This window comes from Aeromonas sp. 159, assembly GCF_963862045.1.
Classification (GTDB): Bacteria; Pseudomonadota; Gammaproteobacteria; order Enterobacterales; family Aeromonadaceae; genus Aeromonas; species Aeromonas veronii.
The window spans coordinates 1-17,969 of sequence record NZ_CAWLMI010000037.1 but is presented as its reverse complement, the minus strand read 5'-3'; the positions used below and the strand labels follow the sequence as shown (position 1 = coordinate 17,969).

Genomic DNA, 17,969 nt, shown 5'->3' with positions numbered 1-17,969 from the left:
CATAAAAAACGACGCCAGCTGGCGTCGTTTTTTTATCTCTGCAATCGGCGGATGGGCGATTAGCTGGCGTTCTGGCGCACCTCGGCGGCAATTTGGTCGAGCAACTGTTGCCAGCCCTGACCCAGTTCGTTCACCAGCGCGTTGTAGCCATCGGCTGGCAGTACCCGCTCCTGACGGAACGGGGCATCGCGCAGCACGGTGCCATCTTCCGCCAGCAGGCGCCAGCGGCCGCTCAGCACGGCGCTGCCGTCATGACGGCCCTGAAAGCGCTCCACCAGAATGGTCAGCACCGGCCCCTTGCGGGCGCCATCCTGCCGTACCACCCAGCCCGGCAGGCGGGTGGAGAGGCCATTGAGGGTGAGCTGGTTGAGCTGATCGTCCAGCGCACCGGCCCAGCGATGGTACTCGGTGAAGTGCAGCTCTTGCCCTTCCAGCTGATAGACCAGACTGATCCGGTCGAGCTGGCTGGCCAGCGCCACCGGGCGCAGCACCAGCTGGTGCTGCGGTTGGGCCGGGGCCGTCACGGGTTGCTGGCTGTCGGCATCGAGCGAGTAGTAGTGCAGGCTTGGCTGGCTGCTGCAACCCGCCAGCAGGCCCAGCAGGGCCAGCGTCAGGATCTCTTTTTTCATTGTTTGCCTCGCTTGGGCTCAGGGTCCGATGGATGCGCGCGATCGAAGATCAGCGAGCTGGGCTGCTCGTTGAGGGAGTGCACCAGCGGCTGCAGTTCGCGCATCAACTGATTGAGGGTCTGCACCGACTGACGCAGATCCTGATTGGTCTGCGATTGGGCATCATAGGCCTGCAAGGTCTCCTGCAACTGCTTGAGGCTCTCGTTGAGCGAGGCGGGCAGCTGCTGGGTGGAATCCTTGGCGGTGAGCTTGTTCAGGTTGGCGCTGACTGCACTGATGTTCTTCAGGGTGCCATCCAGGGTGGTCAGTGACCCGTTGACCTTGGTCAGGGTGGTTGCCATGTCCATGTCGACAAACTTGTCGAGGATGAGGTTCACCTTGCGCTCGATCTGATCCAGCCCGCCCTGCACGGTGGGGAAGACCTGATAACCGGCCAGCTTGGCCTGTTCGAAACGTGGCGCGTCCGGATAGAAGTTGAGGTCGATGATCTTGCCGCCGGTCAGCAGGCTTGAGGTCTTGAGGCTGGCACGCAACCCCTCCTTGAACTGCTTGCCGAACAGGGCACGCCATTGATCCTTCTCCGCCTTGGCATAGCGGTGGGAGAGGCGCTGCACCTCGATGCGGGCCAGCACCGGGATCTGGCGGCTCTTGAAGATCTGCACGCCCTTGTCCTCGATGAGGTAGGGGGCGGAGATGACGGTACCGACCCGGATACCGCGATACTGCACCGCCGCGCCCGGGTGCAGGCCACCCACGTTGTCATCGAACAGGAAGACGTAGTCGATGAACTGATCCAGACTACCGGCCAGCACGCTCGCCTCATCCTGGAACAGGGTGAACCCTTCCATCTGTTTGACCGGTTCGCCAGGCGCCCAGCCGGGTGGCAGACCCATGGTAATGCCGCCATCGATCAGGCTCTCCAGCGAATCCATCTTCACCTTCATCCCCTCGCTGCTCATGGAGACCTCGAAGCCCGGGGTCATCCAGAAGCGGGAGTTGCTGCTCACCAGAATGTCATAGGGGGCGTGGATGAAGATTTGATACTGCATCTCGCTCTTTTCCGGCAGGAACTTCGCCTCTTCCACCTGACCTATGGTGAAGCCCTGATAGTTGATGGGGGAGCCTTCCCCGAGCGCGCGGGTGTCGCGACTGCTGAGGGTGAGGCGCAGCCCCTTGGCATCGAGGGAGGCGAGCGGCGGTTTGTCGAGCATGGCGTATTCGTCCCGCGCCCGACCTTTCTTGCCGGGGGCGAGCTCGATATAGGCGCCGGAGAGCAGGGTGCTCAGACCCGATACCCCTTCACGGCCCACTCTGGGCTTGACCACCCAGAACTGGCTGTCACCGCGCAGCATGCCGGAGGCGGCATTGGTCAGCCGTCCTTTCAGCACGGCATGGCTATAGTCATCGCTCAGCTCGACGGCCTCGATACGGCCGACGTCCACTTCGCGGGAACGGATCACCGTCTTGCCAGCGACTATGCCCTCGGCAGTGGCGACTGTCAGGGTGAAGCTTGGGCCTTGGGAGTACCAGTGCTGGAACAGCATCCAGAGACCGATGAACAATGCCAGCAGGGGCACCATCCAGATTGCGGCGGCAGAGCTCAGAAAGTCAGAGCCCGGTTTCCACCTTTTTTTACGCTCACTCACGTTCGCGTTCTCCTTGTTGTAAATCCCAGATCAGGCGGGAGTCGAAACTCATGGCGGCGACCATGGTGATCAGCACCACACCTGCAAATGCGACGGCCGCAGGGCCGGGGTAGATGGTCATCAGATTGTCGAGCCGGATCAGGCCCGCCAGAATGGCCACCACGAAGACGTCGATCATCGACCAGCGTCCGACAAATTCGGTCATGCGATAGAGTTTGAGTTTGCCGAGGGGGGAGGTGACATTGCCGCGCTGCACCATATAGCAAAGCCAGAATAGCGCCAGTATTTTCACCAGCGGCACCACCACGCTGGCGAAAAAAATCACCGCCGCTATGGGGTAGGAGCCCATGGCCCAGAGCAGCACCACACCGCCGAGGATGGTAGAGGGGCTGTCATCACCGAGAAACACTGTATCCATGATGGGATAGACGTTGGCCGGAATGTAGAGAATGGCGGAGGTAAACAGCAGCGCCCAGGTACGGTTCAGGCCGCCCGGCTTGCGGGCATGCAGCTTGCCGCCGCAGCGGGAGCAGCTGTGGCTGCCCACCTCGCTCAGAGCGCCACAGATATGGCAGCCCACCAGACCTGATTCCAGCGCACCCGCTTCCGGGTCGATATCCCGCGCCTCGGTAGGGCCGAACAACCGCTGCCACAGCCACATCTGATCCAGCGAGGAGATCATCTTGATGAGCAGCACCGTGTAGCCGACGAAAGCCCAGAATGACAGCCCCATCTTGATGTCGGCCATCCCCATCAGCTTGACCAGCGAGATGAGCACGCCCACCAGAAAGACATCCACCATCAGCCAGGGTTTGATCCGGCAGAGCAGACGGCCGAGGGAGCGCAGGGCATTGCTGTGCAGATCTTTATCGACCCGCCACAGCACCAGCATGATGGATCCCATATAAACCAGTGGCAGGCCGATCAGGGTCAGGCTCAGTACCGCGCCGAGAAACAGATAGCCCTCATCCACCAGGGTGGTGATGCTCTGCAAAAAGGTCATCTCCTGGCCCACCCCTTTGGCCGAGAAGGACATAAAGGTAAAGGCATTGGCGAGCACGAACATGATAAGTGCTGCGAACCCGTAGGAGATCGGCAGCAGCTCCTGCTGTGGCAGGTGGCGACTCAGGGTGTGTCCGCAACGGGGGCAGCAGCTGGCCTGTCCCACCTCGAGCGGTGTGGCCGGTATCAGCAGATCACACTCTTCGCAGGCAGTGGCATCATGGACATAGGTGGTGTGGTGTTGGTGTGAAACCTGATGCAAGATAAAACCCCAGATAAGGCCTGTGGTAGAGCCAGAGCTGGCGATTATCGCAGTTGTGCTGGTCAGCGACCAGCCCCCGGAGGCCGCTATTGCTGGCGGGAGTGAGAATGACTTTGACAAGCCAGTGCCCATTTAGCACAATCAAACGCCACTTTTTTTTCCGCGGGACAATAATTTATGACAACTGAATCCCCCAGCTACTCCACGATTGAGCAAGCCTTCTCCCTCGGGAACGGGCAAGATTCTGCCCTCAACTGGTTGCGCAAGAACCGCAGTCAGGTCGCTATTTTTCTGGTGAGCGGCATCAAGCTGGAAGGCACCATCAGTGGGTTCGACCAGTACAGCGTGCTGCTGACCGATGCTCATGGTAACCAGCAGCTGGTCTACAAGGCCAAGATCTCCACCATCGCCATGCACACCGGCCGTCCGCAGGTGAATATCCAGCGTGCTCGCAAGCCACGTGTCTCCATGGCGCCGCGCCCCCACGGTGCGCCGGGTCGTTATGACGACAATCAGGGCGGCGGCAACAACGAGTAATCGTCTGCCCCGCACTCCCCGTTGACGCGCCCTGCGTCAGCTGCTGACGGAACCTGCTCTCATTTTCATTCATGTCCCGTATGAGAGCCGGTTCCGGTTATCGCCCCTTGCAGGGCGATATTTTTTCCGCACTACGCTGTTATGCCGACCGGCTTGCCCTCTTTGACCATGCAGGTCTGCATACCCGCCGCTTCTCCGGCCTGTACCCCGATACCGGTATCTTCAAACACCAGACAGCCTGATGGCTCGACCCCCAGCTTGCTGGCGACCAGCAGGAAGGTGTCCGGATTGGGCTTGTGCAGCTCCACATCGTCTGCGGTGACCACCACGGAGAAGTAGCGATCCAGCCCGGTGTTGCGCAGCACCGCCTCGGCATTGATGCGCGGCGAGCCGGTGCCGATCCCCATCGGGATGACGCCATGATAGCGCTCGACCAGCGCCTGCATGGCGGGAAAGACGGTCGCCTTGTGCAGGTTGGCCACATAGTGGGCGGTCTTGCAGCGGGTGACTTCGAGCGGATCGAGGGGGAGCTGCTGCTCCTGTGCGACCAGCAGGGCTATCTTGCGGCTCGGCATGCCACCCAGTTCATAGAACCAGTCGGCATCGAAGCGAAAGCCAAACTCACGGGCGGTATGTTCCCAGGCGGCGAGGTGCAGCGGCATGGAGTCGACCAGGGTGCCATCAAGGTCAAAGACCAAGCCTTGGAATCCGGAAAGCGTCATGGTGCGGGTCAGTCTCTGAAAAAAGGGAGCCCATTCTAGCCAGTGGCTCTCCGCCTCGCCATCACCTAGCTGGTGAGAAACGCTTGCCCCCACATTTGTGACTGAAAATAGACGGGGGTGAGCTGGGCCGGATCGAGTTGATATTTGGGGGCAAGCTGTTCCAGCAGGGCCCAGTTGCCCTGTTCATAGGTGCTGACCAGCTGAAACAGATGAAAGAGTGGCCCTTCGTGCAGTTCGATGGCGCGCTGCACGCTCTTGGGCAGGTGGGCCATCAGCGGCTCCGACAGCAGGGAACCATCGAGCACCAGTCCCACCAGAAAGGCCCAGCTTGCCTCCGCTTTACCGAGGGCGGTGAGGGCAATCAACTCGCAGAAGCGGCCGCGGGCGATGGCCATGCGGGTGCAGGCCTCCGGCATGTGCTGGCTCACTCGGGCCAGACCGTTGATCAACACGAACTTGCGGATCTCCTGCTCCCCCAGATAGGAGAGGGCGCGGGGCACCGAGGTGATGGGGGCGGCATGATCGAAGCCGGGGGCGTTGACGTAGGTGAGCAGCAGGCCGGGCAGCCAGGCATCCTGCTCCAGCAGGCGGGCTACCTGGGCGAAGGAGAACTCCTCGTGGCAGATGAGCTGGAGGATCTGCTGTACCAGCGCCATATCGGGCTGGTTGGCCCGCTGATTGACCAGCTCGGGACGGGCGAGAAAGCCGCCGGCAAAGAAGTCGACCCCCGCCTCCCGCAGCGGGAGAAAATCCGCCCAGGTTTCGATGTTCAGCGCCATCCGCTTGTGCTCGGTGGGCTGGCAGATCCCCTCTTCCCCCATCCAGTACACCAGCAGGCGGCTGGCGCCGAGCCAGCGTGGATCCCGGTTGGCGCCGTGCACCGCCAGTCTGCGCCGACTGTCGCGCCACTGCTCCAGCACCGGGAACGAGTTGGGCTGGCGTTCACTGGAGGCTTCAACCAGCGGGATCGCGTCCTGATCCAGCAGCATGGGACGCTGTTCATCGAGCTGTTCGTGGGTGAAGGGCACCAGATATTGACGCCCCTGTGCCAGCAGGCGGCAATGTTGCGCCAGTGAAGGCCATTCGGCCGGTGAGCTGAGCTGATAGTCGATGCCGTAGGCCACCAGAGCCAGGCGACGATTGAAGATAGGGTAGCGACGCAACAGCATGGGATCACCGATAGGCCAGAGTGCGCGCCCTCCCTTGTGACTTGGCGTGGTAGAGCGCCTGGTCAGCCTGTTCAGTCAGGGTCTGCCATGCTCCGTCTTGGGAGGGAACCAGATAGCTAAAGCCTATGCTAACCGTAATGAAATCAGCAACCCGCGAGGCGGGATGGGGCATTTTCAAGCGGGCAAGACCATCGTGGATCCGTCCGGCCAGCTGTTCGGCCTCACCGGGTTGGGGGGCGCAGAGCAGAATGACGAACTCCTCCCCGCCGTAACGGGCGACCAGATTGGTACAGCGCCGCTCTGCATCCCGCAGCACATGGGCCACCTGTTGCAGGCAGAGATCCCCCTTGGCATGGCCGAAGTGGTCGTTGTAGGCCTTGAACTCGTCGACGTCTATCATCAATACCGCCAGCAGGTTCTGGGTGCGCCGTGCCCACTCCCACTCCCGTTGCATGGTGATGTCCCACTGGCGCCGGTTGGCGATGCCGGTGAGGGGATCTTCCAGCGACAGCAGGGAGAGGCGGTGATTGGCCTCCTCCAGCGCCCGGTTGGTCTCGGCCAGCTGCATGGTGCGCTCGGCGACCCGGGCCTCCAGCTGGCGGTTGAGGGTTTCCAGCTGCTCCTGGGTGCGCTGGCGGATCAGCAGTTGTGACAGAATGGCGGCGTACTGTTTGAAGATCTCGCTCTGATAGGCTTTGAGCGGCCGGTGCCAGAGCAGGTTGTCGGCGGCGATCCAGCCGATGGGGGTGGTGCCATCCCATAGCGATACCATGGCGTTCCAGCCACGGCCCACCTGCTGCTTCTCGTAGTAGAGGGGGGTATCTTCCATCACCAGTACGTAGTCCTTGCGCCTGAGCGCCTCTTGCACCGTCGGGTGATCCGGAATGGGGCTGATGAAGTTGTGTTCATCCATCAGCTCGCCCTCCTCGCTGGTGCCCCAGGTGCCACGCATGGTCTTGCCATCGGGTTCGATCAGGAAGATGGCGACCCGATCGAACTGCAGCTCCTTGCGGGCCAGCAGCACGGCATCCCGCAGCAAATCGTTCTCGCTGCGACTGCGGGAGAGGGTGACGCTGACCATGTGCAGCGCCTGCAACATGGTGAGGAAGGAGCCCTGCAGTGCCTGACTCTGTACCAGATCGGTCTGGGTATGGAGCCGCTGGTCCCGCTCCTGATTGACCTGGCTGGAGAGCAGGTGATTGCTGAGCTCGGCCGTCAGATAGTGAATAAGGAGCTGGATACCCTGACGCTGGTGGGAGGAGAGGCGGTCGATGCGGCGGCGGGTCTCCAGATAGATGACCCCTTCCAGTTTCATGTGACGCTTGAGAGGGAAACAGGCGCGTAACTGCGGCTGGGCGGGCTCCACATTTTCGCCGGGATCCGGCGGTGCTTGGAGCTGCTCGATCACCAGTTGTCCCTTCTCCATCGCCTTGTCGATCAGGTGGTGGGGCAGGGTCAGTTGGCCGAGATGGGCGAGATCAAGCGTGGTCAGCCCCTGATCGAGCTGAAAGCTGTAGAGCTGTGGTTCGGGGGCTTTCAGCCAGAGGTAGAGGCGTTCGGCATCGGTCTTTTCACGGATGGTGGCGAGGCTCACTTCGCATAACTGAGCGAAGTTGGTGAAGTGTTCCGGGTCCCATTCCTGCATGCCAATATTCCTTGGATTGTACCCAAGCGAGTATAGACATATTTCTCCTTGATTAATATGTCAGAAAGGAGAGGTGGCGCACATAATGGTTGCATTAAGCCATTCTGGTGGAGACATTCACTGCATTCTCTGCCAATCGTGGCTAGAACTGTGTGCCATAACGGTATATATGGCAGCTTGTAGGGCGGGATGCCGGGTAAAAAAGAGCCCGCACGATGGCGGGCTCTCGGGCAGATCAGATGATTCTGCGCGGCTTATTCTGCCTTGGGGGCAGCCTCAGCGGGTGTTTCACTGCTATCGGCTGGCGCACTCTCGGCCGCCGGGGCTTCCGGTGCCGGACCCGGCACCAGATCCACTGCCGGTTTGGCGATAAGGGAGCGGGTCTCTTCTACCGCTTCGGTCAGCTTCACCTCGATGATCTGGCCGAGCTCGTAGACCACCTCAGTCTTGTCCAGATAGACGCGACCGTTGTCCCAGTTGCACTCCAGTCGATCCTTGTTGTCGAGGATGTGACGGGCAGGCAGGAAGACCACGGCGCCGTTCTCCTGCAGACGCAGCTTGAGACCGGCACGCATCACGTCGATGATTTCGGCATTGAACACCTGATTGGTGCCAGCCGCGGCTTTCAGGTAACGGACATAGAGCCAGTCGCCGATGTCGCGCTCCACCATGCGGTGCAGACGGCGGCAGGCGGTCAGATGCTCGGTGAGCTCGGTGCTCGGGCGCTCACCCGGGGTCTTGCCGGCGATGACCGCTTTGAGCAGACGATGGTTGACCATATCGCCGTATTTACGGATCGGGGAGGTCCAGGTGGCGTAAGCATCCAGACCCAGACCGTAATGGGCGCCCGGTTCGGAGGACATCAGCGCATAGCTCTGGAAGCGGCGGATCTTGCCATCCAGCCAGCGGGTGTCGAGGTTGTCGATCCAGCGGCGCAGGGCGCAGAAGCCGGAGAGGCTGGCGATCTCGTCGCGCTCGAACGGGGCTTCGGCGCTTTTCAGCAGGTCGATGGCGCCGTCGAGGGACTCTTCGTCAAAGCCGGTGTGAACGTTGAAGATGCCGTAACCGACGCTCTTGCCCAGCACGCGACCGGCGCAGATGTTGGCGGCGATCATCGACTCCTCCACCATGCGGTTGGCGATGCGGCGCGGCTCGACGTGGATAGCCAGCACTTCGCCATTCTCGCCCAGCTCGAAGTCGTAGTCGGGACGATCCGGGAATACCAGCGCATGCTCGGTGCGCCACGCGATGCGTGCTTCGGTCATCGCCTTCATCAGCGGCAGCTGGGCCAGTACGCCTGCGTCGATAGCCAACTCTTTGCCATGCTCGGCCCAGTCGGAGACGTCGTCATAGTTGAGACGGGCGTGGGAGCAGATGCGGGCGGCGAAGAACTCGGTCTCCTCCAGCAGCAGACCGTCTTCGGCGATGAGCAGACGGGCACACAGGGTGTTGCGCTCCTCACCCTCTTTCAGGGAGCAGAGCTCGTCGGAGAGGGTGCGCGGGATCATCGGCACGTTGCGGCCGGGCATGTAGACGGTAAAGGCGCGCTGGGCGGCCTCTTTGTCCAGCTCGCTTCCCTCGGCCACATAGGCGGTCGGGTCGGCGATGGCAACCAGCAACTCCCAGCCGTTGTCCAGCTTGGTGATGGCCAGCGCATCGTCCATATCCTTGGTTTTGGCACCGTCGATGGTGAAGAAGGGCACCTTGGTCAGATCGCGACGGGGCAGCTCTTCCTCTTCGATCACCTTCCACTCCGGCAAGTCAGCCGGCTCGACCTGGGCCAGATTGTGGCGCGCCAGCACTACCCACCAGGGCACATTGTGATCTTCCTGGGCGGCGATCTTCTGGATAATCTCGGCAGAGAAGTTGCCGTCGACCAGCGCATGGCGCTTGAGGGTAGCCACCACCCAGTCACCTTCCTTGAACTCTTTCTCATCCAGACCCTTCTTGACGCGGGCCTTGATGGCATCCTTGATCAGCGGATGGTCGGCCACCACGTTGAGGCGGTCACGGAACATCTTGACCCGGGCCACGAAGCGGGTGACGGACTGCTCCAGCAGGGTATCCGGCTCGGCCACTTCCTTCTCTTTTTCGGTGCGGATCAGGGCGGTCACCCGGTCACCGTGCATCACCTTCTTCATGTAGGGAGGCGGCACGAAATAGCTGGTCTTCTCATCGACTTCCAGAAAGCCGAAGCCCCGGTCCGAGGCGCGGATCACACCCTCTTTCTTCGGGATGTTTTCGCGGATTTGTTGCTTGAGCTGGGCCAGCAGCGGATTGTCTTGGAACATAAGTGAGGAACCTGAAGTGAAAACCTGGGTGGAGACCTGATGAAGGATCGCCCAGCACTATACGTTTTTAGCCCTGCAAAGCCAAGGTGAATGGCCTGCTCAGCGTGGTTTCAACTGCGATCTGGCATGGTCGATAAGGCGTTGGGAGAGCTGCTTGTGCACCCCCTTTTCCAGTACCCAGCGGTGCCAGTAGAGGCGTTCCGTCAGGACGTGGTCGGGACTGAGGTTGAGCAGTGACCCGCCTGCGAGCTGGCCTCTTATCTGCAATTCGGGAATGAGACAGTAGGCCAACCCCTGTTCGGCCATGGCGACGAAGGCCTCTGACGAGTGGACCGTGTGGCAGGGGTAACCGCCGGGCTCCAGACTGAAGTGTTCTCTCATAAAGCTCACATGCATGTCATCGCGCTGATCGAACGCCACCGCCGGTGCCTTGGCCAGAGCCTCACGGGTCAGGCCGCGAGGGAAGTGGCGGGCAACGAAGGCGGGGTTGGCGGTAAGCAGATAGTTCATTTCACCGAGCTCGTCGATGCAGCAACCCGCCAGCGGTTGGGGATGCAGGCTGACTGCACCAAAGGCCTGACCCTCGCGGACCTTGTCGAGGGTGCGGCTCTCGTCATCGACCAGCAGGTTGAGTTCGATGGGGTGCTGTTTCAACAAGGGGGCAATGGCGGGCAAAAACCAGGTGGCCAGGCTGTCGGCGTTCACTGCGATACTGATCCGGATTGGCCCCTGCGGCTCATCGGGAGTCAGCTCCCCCGCCAGTTCGAGCTCGAGCTGGTGTACCTGCCGATAGTGGGCCAGCAGTTTCTGGCCGAGTGGCGTGGCCTGCAGCGGCTGGCTGCGCATGAGCAGCGGCTCGGCAAACTGTTGCTCCAGCTGCTTGATCCGCTGGGAGATGGCCGACTGGGTGATATGGAGCGACTTGGCCGCCCGATCGAAGTTCTGCTCCTGCAGTACCGCATCCAGTGCCCGCAGCAGTTTGTAGTCCAGCTCTTTCATCTTCTCTCCCTTCCGTTGCCCAAGGGCTGACTCTACGTCACTCGGCATGGGACAACAATGGGCGGTGGAAGGGGCGTTGCGCTGTGATATCTGACAGTGGTGGTCTGTCTTGTAAGGAAGGCATACTGCTAGAGACCGCAGGGGGCAGCCCTGCGGGGTCATAGCGATACAGCGATACGTTTATCCCGGGCCTGTTTTCCCGGGATTTTTTATATCTGGGTCGCTAACTCATGCGAGCGATAGGTGGCGGTTTGATAGTGTCCGATAAGCGGCTGCGAGACCGCTAGGGCAAATCGCTCATCCAGATAAAAGCGCAGGCCGACACCTTTAACTGCACCGAGATCTACCGCTTGGCGGTGGCCCAGACGAGCCATAGGGATTCCGAGACGGCGGAAAATGCGTTCTGCGGGCAGGCTGGCTACACCAACAAACTCTTTGATGCCGTTGGCTGTAGCAAACGCATAGGCCTCCCGAAGGAGTACGCAGGTCAGCTCGCTGACACCATTGGTCATGCACGGAGCGCGGGTCGCATCGATAGCCAGACGGGTGAGTTCCCAGATCTCGGGAGTGCGGGGCGCGTTTTCACCGGCAAGGGCGGTGGGAAAAATGCTGGGCAACATATAGGCGCTGGCGCAACTGAGTAGACGGATACAGGCGCAGACTCCTTGTTCATCTTCGACCAGTACCCAATGGGTGTCTGGCGTGTCAAAGCGGTCGCGTTCCAAACCGTGGTAAGACTCGACGTCCCAGCCTAGCCGGTCGGAAAAGACGCGATTTCGAAATTGATAGAGTTCGTTCTCTACGGCGTTTCGTGGGTGATCTCTCAATTTTCCTTTGAAAACCAACATTATGAACTCTCTCTCTGCCTGTTCGCCGTTATAATCAGAAGCTTGGCCAGGGGGGCTAGCATATGAAACAAGAGCAACTGTTTGAGTATCTGGAACATTTCACTTCGGTGACGGATGGTGACCGTCTTGCCGGATTGATCGGTCGCTTTACGGTCGATATGGGTTATGACTATTACGGCTTTACCCTGATCATTCCGATGTCGATGCAAAGACCCAAAGTGGTACTGTTTAATCAGTGCCCTATCTCTTGGGTACAGACCTATACCGATAACAACATGCTGGCGTGCGACCCCGTGATTCAGTTGGCACGCAAGCAGACTCTGCCCATCTACTGGAACCGCCTCGATGAGCGGGCTCGCTTTCTGCAAGAGGGAAGCATGGACGTGATGGGACTGGCCGCCGAGTTCGGCTTGCGCAATGGCATCTCCTTCCCTCTGCACGGCGCAGCCGGGGAGAACGGGATCCTCTCCTTTATCACGTCCGAGCGGGCCTCGAGCGATCTGTTGCTGGAGTCCTCGCCGATCCTCTCCTGGATGGCCAATTACATCTTCGAGGCTGCGATCAGGGTTGTGCGCCTGAGGGATTCGGATCAACAAGCCGCCCTGACGGATCGTGAGACCGAATGCCTGTTCTGGGCCAGTGAGGGGAAAACATCGGGGGAGATCGCCTGCATTTTGGGGATCACCGAGCGTACGGTGAATTACCACCTCAATCAGGTCACTCGCAAAACTGGCTCCATGAATCGTTATCAGGCCATTGCCAAGGGGATTAGCAGTGGCATTTTGCTGCCGAATCTTGAGCATGTAGTTGTCACCAACTTCCCCAAGCTGATGCAATAGAACCTGTTGATTCTCGGGGCTGAGCGGCGGACTCTCAATTGTCAGATCCTGCTATTGACTATTGGTTTCGGATGGGGCTTTGGTGACTCAGGCTGATTAGCAAAATGAATCAATCAGTAAATCAATGAATTTTTAAGAAGGAACCGCCATCGCTATAGTGCCGCTCATTCATCATTTCGAACGGTACTCTCCATGATGCTCGCAACGACACTGCAAGGCTTCACCATCGGTCTGGCCATGATCATCCCCATCGGCGCCCAGAATGCCTTTGTGCTGAGCCGGGGCATCCATCGCAATCACCATCTGCTGACGGCCACGCTCTGCAGTTTCTGCGATCTCACCCTGATTGCTATCGGCGTATTTGGCGGGGCCAATGTGCTGGCCGCCAGCCCCCTCGGCATGGCGCTACTCACCTGGGGTGGCGTGCTGTTTCTCGGCTGGTTTGGTGGCCGTTCCCTGCTCAGTGCCTGGCGCGGTAAGGGGGAGGGACTTGCCGATTCTGCTCAGCAGATGGGGGCCAAAAGCGTGCTGGCGATGACGCTGGGAGTTACGCTGCTCAATCCCCACGTCTATCTCGATACCCTGATGCTGCTCGGCTCCCTTGGCAGTCAGGTGAGCGAGTCCCTGCGTCCGGCCTTTGCTGCGGGGGCCATGCTGGCCTCGCTGGTGTGGTTCTACTCGCTGGCGCTGGGGGCTGCGGCACTGGCGCCCTGGTTGGCCCGCAGCCGGGTGCAGCAGGGGATCGATCTGCTGGTAGGCATCATCATGTTGAGCCTGGCTGTTCAACTGGCCATAGGACGTTGAGGAAGTTAAGGCGGCAGGAATGAGCGACCGGTAACAAAAAGATGCCACTCACATGAGTGGCATCTTTGCTATTGAAAGGGGTCAGACCCTGAACTGGGAGAGCAGGCGCTGTTGCAGCAGGCTGGCTTGATGGAGCGAGGAGGCGAGTTGCAGACACTCCTGCGCCTCCTGTTCGCCGGTTCTGGCTTGCAGACTGATGCCGGAGACCTTGTCAGAGGAGTGGCTCAGGGTGTGTGACAGTTGCCCTGTGGCTACGGCCACCTGCTGCACCATGTCGGCCAGCTGGTCGATGGCGCCTTCCACCTTGAACAGGATCTGCTTGGTGTTCTCGGAGTCCTGCATGCCGGACTCTACCGTCTTGAGGTTGCGCTGCATCATCAGATAGGCGGTTTCGGTCTGCTGCTGGATGTTGCTGATCACCTGGCTGATCTCGGCGCTTGATGTCGCGGTGCGATTGGCCAGGGTGCGCACCTCGTCCGCAACCACCGCAAAGCCACGCCCCATCTCCCCCGCGCGGGCCGCTTCGATGGCCGCATTGAGAGCCAGCAGGTTGGTCTGCTCCGAGATACCGCTGATGGTGGAGATGATCTGGCCAATCTGACCCGCCTGCTCCTTGAGGGAGTTGATGGCGATGGCACACTCGCTCACCTCCTGTACCACCCGCTGCATGCCCGCGCTGGCGGAGGCGACATACTGGCTGCTCTCGGTGGTCAGCTGGCGCACCTCATTGGCATTGTGGGCCGCCATGCTGCAGTTGTCCGAGATACCGGTGGCGACTTGCACCATCTGTTCACTGTCGTGGTGCAGGGCCAGCGCATGTTCGGCGGTCTGGCGGCTGCTTTGGCTGATTGCCTCCACCCGGTTGACCGAGGTGTGAACGTGTTCGCTGATGTGCTGGTTGTTGTCCATGGTGGAGCTGATCATCTTCTGCAATTTCTCGATGAAACGATCCACGCTGTTGGCCAGCGAACCTATCTCGTCATCCCGTTGCAGGTTGATGCGGGCGTTGAGATCTCCCTCGCCGGCGGCGATATCCTGCATTCGTTTGTCCACTTGCAGCAGCGGGGTTACCAGTTTGCGGGTCAGCCAGAAGCCGCAGAGGGTGACCATGATCAGGCTCAGCAACAGGCCACCCAGCAGCAGGGTTCGGATCTGGCTGATGATGCCGTTGAGCTGGGCCACCTGATCCTCGACAGTGGCATCGCCGCTCTCCTCGATGGCAACCAGCTGTTGTCGCAGCTCATCGGCACTGACCTCATAGGCGGACTGCTGGGCCTGATAGCTGCCGAGCGCATCGACCCACTGTCCCATCAGTTGCTGATGCCGGGCCAACAGGGCGCGATACTCTGCCGACAGTGTCTTGCCGGCAAATTCGCCGGTTCCCTCGATATCGAACAGCCCGGTGCCGAGCATGCTGTCGATTGCTTCGTGGTAGAACTCGGTCGCTTCTTTCAGCTCGGCCTTGATCGCCTCTGTGACTCCTTGTCTGCGCATCTTCTCCAGCGCATAGAGCTGGCGCAAAAAGCCTATGTTGGATTCCATCCCCCCGTCGGCCGCTTCCCAGCGAGTGGAGAGGCCGCTGTTCCAGCTGATGGTCTGGTCGGGGGATTGGGTCAGCGCCTCGACCGCGCCGTCGCCAATCACCTCCAGCTGGGTCGAGAGGCGAGCCATCAGATCGGCGTTGTGATGCAGTGCCTGATCCACCTCGGTATAGGCGTGATAGAGCGCCAGCAGCTTCTCTTGTTGCTGTTGATAGTCCTGCTTGTGCTGCTCCATGGTGGCAAGGGCCGCACCATCAATGAGCTGCCCCTGGCTGACCCGGGCCAGCGCGTCATCTGTCGCCGCCTTGGCTGCATCGAGTTCGGCGCGATTGAGCGGGGTGCCGTTTTGCATCTTCTGAATCTGTAGCTGTTGATTGCCCAGCTCTATGGAGCCCTCCATGGCACCGTCGGCGGTCTGCCAGGCGGCGCCCAGTACGTAGGAGAGCAGATTGGCTAGCCGCTGGCTGCCATACCAGCCAACGACCCCCATGCCCAGCGTACAGCCGAGCAATATGGCAAGACCCAGATTGGAGGTGGTAACAATTTTCATGTGATGGCCTTCCTTGGTATCGACATTGGCACCAGTTTCGGTTCCGAACGGGTTTAGTGTAGTGATTTATCCCCCGCTCGGGGGCCGGTGCGGCGCTGAAACATCCCGTGCACTGGCTGCACCCGATCAAGCATGGTGGAAAATTGGATAAAAAGCCTCTCTGACCACAAGGGTGTTGCTGCCCTATGCTGGATACTTATCCAGTTATTCTTTATGCTATGAGCCAATTTACGAATAGTTGTATTGGTGAGGAGAGAGCCGTGATTGGTCGCTTGAGAGGCATTGTCATTGAAAAGCAGCCCCCCGAGGTCCTGCTGGAAGTGGGCGGGGTTGGCTATGAGGTACAGATGCCGATGAGCTGCTTCTATGATTTGCCGGAGATCGGCAAGGAAGCGACCATCCATACTCACTTCGTGGTGCGGGAAGATGCCCAGTTGCTCTATGGTTTCAACCACAAACAGGAGCGGGCACTGTTCCGCGAGCTGATCAAAACCAACGGAGTCGGCCCCAAGCTGGCGCTGGCTATTCTTTCCGGCATGACAGCTACCCAATTCGTGCTGAGTGTCGAACGTGAAGAGATAAGCTCTTTGGTCAAACTGCCGGGAGTCGGCAAGAAGACCGCCGAGCGGCTGGTGGTGGAGATGAAGGATCGCCTCAAGGGCTGGGTCAGTCACGACCTCTTCTCCCCGGCCATGGTCACCTTGCCAGCCAGTGAGCCCGAATTGCGGGCACCTGATGTGACCGAAGAGGCGGCCAGTGCGCTGGTGGCCCTCGGTTACAAGCCGCAGCAGGCGAGTCAGATTGTCAGCAAGATCGCCAAAGAGGGGATGTCGGTGGAAGATATCATCCGTGAATCCCTGCGTAGCCTGGTATGAGGTAGTTGATGATTGAAGCAGACCGCCTCATTTCGGCCAGTGCCGCCCGTGAGGATGACATTATTGACCGGGCTATCCGCCCCAAGAAGCTGGCTGATTACACCGGTCAGGATACCGTCTGCGAGCAGATGGAGATCTTTATCGAAGCGGCCCGTCAGCGGGGTGAAGCGCTCGATCACCTGTTGATCTTCGGCCCGCCGGGTCTGGGCAAGACTACCCTCGCCAACATCGTCGCCAACGAGATGGGGGTCAATATCAAGACCACCTCCGGCCCGGTACTGGAGAAAGCAGGCGATCTGGCGGCGCTGCTCACCAACCTCGAACCGAACGATGTGCTGTTCATCGATGAAATCCATCGCCTCAGCCCGGTGGTGGAGGAGGTGCTCTATCCGGCGATGGAGGATTACCAGCTCGACATCATGATCGGGGAGGGTCCAGCGGCTCGCTCCATCAAGCTGGATCTGCCTCCCTTTACCCTGATCGGCGCCACCACCCGGGCCGGTTCACTCACCAGCCCGCTGCGGGATCGCTTCGGTATCGTCCAGCGGCTGGAGTTCTACAACGTCAAGGACCTGACCGATATCGTCTCCCGCAGTGCCCGTTGTCTGGGGCTAGACATGACGGAAGATGGTGCCATTGAGGTCGCCCGTCGCTCTCGCGGCACGCCGCGGATTGCTAACCGTTTGTTAAGGCGGGTGCGCGACTTTGCCCAGGTGAAATCCGATGGCCGGATCGACGGCCCCATTGCTGCCCGCGCCATGGACATGCTGGATGTCGATAACGAAGGTTTTGACTTCATGGACCGCAAGTTATTGTTGGCTGTGATAGACAAGTTTATGGGGGGCCCGGTGGGTCTCGATAATCTGGCCGCCGCGATCGGGGAAGAGAAAGATACTATCGAAGATGTGCTGGAGCCTTATCTGATCCAGCAAGGGTATCTGCAACGTACACCCAGAGGACGGATTGCGACCACACGAGCCTACGCTCATTTCGGTCTTCAGCGACCAGATGAGAAGTAAAAACAGTCGTTTGAACATGAAACCGCCGTCAAAGGCGGTTTTTTGTTATCCGGGCAAAAAAAAGCCCACGGCGGATGCGGTGGGCAAAGACAATTCAGGATGGATGTTCACAGACAGTGAGTGCGTCTGGACACAGACCGGAAAATAAACAGGTGAGCCGTCGCGAGCTCTCAGAGTCGGTTCAGTTGATAGAGCTGAACAAAGGAAAGCTTGTAGTAACGGATGGTTTTAGCAACAAACTTTTTCATCTTCGATTCCAATAGACAGGTTCAAATTGATCGTCGAATACGTACCGTGAACCCGGATTAACCGGCCTGTATCCAGGGGTATGCCCTCACTGCGAGGCGCATTGTAGGAGTTCGAATCGACCCCGGCAAACAAGAAAAATTGCACTCTTCAAATTAGTTTATCTAATGTCTTTATTGATGAAATTGGTTCGCATGAGTATGCATTCTTTGCAATTTTAAATTGAGTTTTCGAATCAGATTGCCTGACTCGGATAACATGGAAAAAGGCGCGTCATTCACGCTTTTCAAATTAAACCGAGTGGCGGGATGTTAAATTCTTAAATTGATTTAAATCAATGTTTTA

General features: G+C 59.5%; 15 protein-coding genes. 5 read left to right on the top strand and 10 right to left on the bottom strand.

Going from position 1 to position 17,969, the window contains the following annotated elements; genetic code table 11:
• Positions 1-59: 59 nt before the first annotated feature.
• The 3 genes from AACR14_RS07590 to AACR14_RS07580 are packed head-to-tail and all read right to left on the bottom strand — an operon-like array spanning position 60 to position 3,539.
• Positions 60-629, bottom strand: a complete 570-nt coding sequence (locus tag AACR14_RS07590) for a PqiC family protein (RefSeq protein WP_019445716.1) — start codon at positions 627-629, stop codon at positions 60-62.
• Entirely contained in the window at positions 626-2,275 is a 1,650-nt protein-coding gene (gene pqiB, locus AACR14_RS07585) for an intermembrane transport protein PqiB (protein WP_005335774.1), read from the bottom strand. Before pqiB ends, AACR14_RS07590 begins: the two co-directional genes overlap by 4 nt.
• Complete coding sequence (locus AACR14_RS07580) at positions 2,268-3,539, bottom strand: paraquat-inducible protein A (RefSeq protein WP_019445715.1); 1,272 nt, start codon at positions 3,537-3,539, stop codon at positions 2,268-2,270. Before AACR14_RS07580 ends, pqiB begins: the two co-directional genes overlap by 8 nt.
• Before the next feature lie 177 nt (positions 3,540-3,716).
• Here AACR14_RS07580 and hfq point away from each other — a divergent pair, with 177 nt between their 5' ends.
• Positions 3,717-4,076, top strand: coding sequence for an RNA chaperone Hfq (hfq, locus tag AACR14_RS07575; protein WP_005335772.1), 360 nt, complete (start codon positions 3,717-3,719; stop codon positions 4,074-4,076).
• Positions 4,077-4,207: 131 nt separating this feature from the next.
• Here hfq and AACR14_RS07570 read toward each other — a convergent pair whose 3' ends face one another.
• From AACR14_RS07570 to AACR14_RS07545, 6 genes are all read right to left on the bottom strand, one after another.
• Positions 4,208-4,798 carry an HAD family hydrolase gene (locus tag AACR14_RS07570; protein WP_026034967.1) on the bottom strand — a complete coding sequence of 197 codons (591 nt, stop codon included), beginning with the start codon at positions 4,796-4,798 and terminating at the stop codon, positions 4,208-4,210.
• A gap of 65 nt (positions 4,799-4,863) precedes the next feature.
• Complete coding sequence (locus AACR14_RS07565; protein WP_005363003.1) at positions 4,864-5,967, bottom strand: EAL and HDOD domain-containing protein; 1,104 nt, start codon at positions 5,965-5,967, stop codon at positions 4,864-4,866.
• Positions 5,968-5,971: 4 nt separating this feature from the next.
• Entirely contained in the window at positions 5,972-7,612 is a 1,641-nt protein-coding gene (locus AACR14_RS07560) for a sensor domain-containing diguanylate cyclase (protein ID WP_019445713.1), read from the bottom strand.
• Between the two features lie 254 nt (positions 7,613-7,866).
• Entirely contained in the window at positions 7,867-9,903 is a 2,037-nt protein-coding gene (locus tag AACR14_RS07555; RefSeq protein ID WP_019445712.1) for an exoribonuclease II, read from the bottom strand.
• Positions 9,904-10,002: 99 nt separating this feature from the next.
• Positions 10,003-10,902, bottom strand: a complete 900-nt coding sequence (locus AACR14_RS07550; RefSeq protein WP_019445711.1) for a LysR family transcriptional regulator ArgP — start codon at positions 10,900-10,902, stop codon at positions 10,003-10,005.
• Between the two features lie 209 nt (positions 10,903-11,111).
• Positions 11,112-11,750: an acyl-homoserine-lactone synthase gene (locus AACR14_RS07545; RefSeq protein WP_026034966.1), complete on the bottom strand. Its 639-nt coding sequence runs from the start codon at positions 11,748-11,750 to the stop codon at positions 11,112-11,114.
• A 62-nt stretch (positions 11,751-11,812) separates the two neighbouring features.
• Here AACR14_RS07545 and AACR14_RS07540 point away from each other — a divergent pair, with 62 nt between their 5' ends.
• Both AACR14_RS07540 and lysE read left to right on the top strand, forming a co-directional pair.
• Entirely contained in the window at positions 11,813-12,589 is a 777-nt protein-coding gene (locus AACR14_RS07540; RefSeq protein WP_019445709.1) for a helix-turn-helix transcriptional regulator, read from the top strand.
• Positions 12,590-12,784: 195 nt separating this feature from the next.
• Positions 12,785-13,393: an L-lysine exporter gene (gene lysE, locus AACR14_RS07535; protein WP_026034965.1), complete on the top strand. Its 609-nt coding sequence runs from the start codon at positions 12,785-12,787 to the stop codon at positions 13,391-13,393.
• An 81-nt stretch (positions 13,394-13,474) separates the two neighbouring features.
• Here lysE and AACR14_RS07530 read toward each other — a convergent pair whose 3' ends face one another.
• Entirely contained in the window at positions 13,475-15,484 is a 2,010-nt protein-coding gene (locus AACR14_RS07530) for a methyl-accepting chemotaxis protein (RefSeq protein WP_019445707.1), read from the bottom strand.
• A gap of 260 nt (positions 15,485-15,744) precedes the next feature.
• Between AACR14_RS07530 and ruvA the strand changes: the two genes are divergently transcribed.
• Together ruvA and ruvB are read left to right on the top strand one after the other, a co-directional pair.
• A complete protein-coding gene (gene ruvA, locus AACR14_RS07525; RefSeq protein ID WP_005335746.1) occupies positions 15,745-16,359 on the top strand; it encodes a Holliday junction branch migration protein RuvA in 615 nt (204 codons plus the stop codon).
• A gap of 8 nt (positions 16,360-16,367) precedes the next feature.
• Positions 16,368-17,378: a Holliday junction branch migration DNA helicase RuvB gene (gene ruvB / locus AACR14_RS07520; protein WP_005335744.1), complete on the top strand. Its 1,011-nt coding sequence runs from the start codon at positions 16,368-16,370 to the stop codon at positions 17,376-17,378.
• Positions 17,379-17,969: the final 591 nt, after the last annotated feature.

What these genes read in the sequence shown, in the direction of transcription:
- AACR14_RS07555 (WP_019445712.1), bottom strand. Translation starts at nt 9,903, where the DNA reads ATGTTCCAAGACAATCCGCTGCTGGCCCAGCTCAAGCAACAAATCCGC.
- AACR14_RS07550 (WP_019445711.1), bottom strand. Translation starts at nt 10,902, where the DNA reads ATGAAAGAGCTGGACTACAAACTGCTGCGGGCACTGGATGCGGTACTG.
- AACR14_RS07540 (WP_019445709.1), top strand. Translation starts at nt 11,813, where the DNA reads ATGAAACAAGAGCAACTGTTTGAGTATCTGGAACATTTCACTTCGGTG.
- AACR14_RS07565 (WP_005363003.1), bottom strand. Translation starts at nt 5,967, where the DNA reads ATGCTGTTGCGTCGCTACCCTATCTTCAATCGTCGCCTGGCTCTGGTG.
- AACR14_RS07590 (WP_019445716.1), bottom strand. Translation starts at nt 629, where the DNA reads ATGAAAAAAGAGATCCTGACGCTGGCCCTGCTGGGCCTGCTGGCGGGT.
- AACR14_RS07545 (WP_026034966.1), bottom strand. Translation starts at nt 11,750, where the DNA reads ATGTTGGTTTTCAAAGGAAAATTGAGAGATCACCCACGAAACGCCGTA.
- lysE (WP_026034965.1), top strand. Translation starts at nt 12,785, where the DNA reads ATGCTCGCAACGACACTGCAAGGCTTCACCATCGGTCTGGCCATGATC.
- AACR14_RS07530 (WP_019445707.1), bottom strand. Translation starts at nt 15,484, where the DNA reads ATGAAAATTGTTACCACCTCCAATCTGGGTCTTGCCATATTGCTCGGC.
- hfq (WP_005335772.1), top strand. Translation starts at nt 3,717, where the DNA reads ATGACAACTGAATCCCCCAGCTACTCCACGATTGAGCAAGCCTTCTCC.
- ruvB (WP_005335744.1), top strand. Translation starts at nt 16,368, where the DNA reads ATGATTGAAGCAGACCGCCTCATTTCGGCCAGTGCCGCCCGTGAGGAT.
- AACR14_RS07560 (WP_019445713.1), bottom strand. Translation starts at nt 7,612, where the DNA reads ATGCAGGAATGGGACCCGGAACACTTCACCAACTTCGCTCAGTTATGC.
- AACR14_RS07570 (WP_026034967.1), bottom strand. Translation starts at nt 4,798, where the DNA reads ATGACGCTTTCCGGATTCCAAGGCTTGGTCTTTGACCTTGATGGCACC.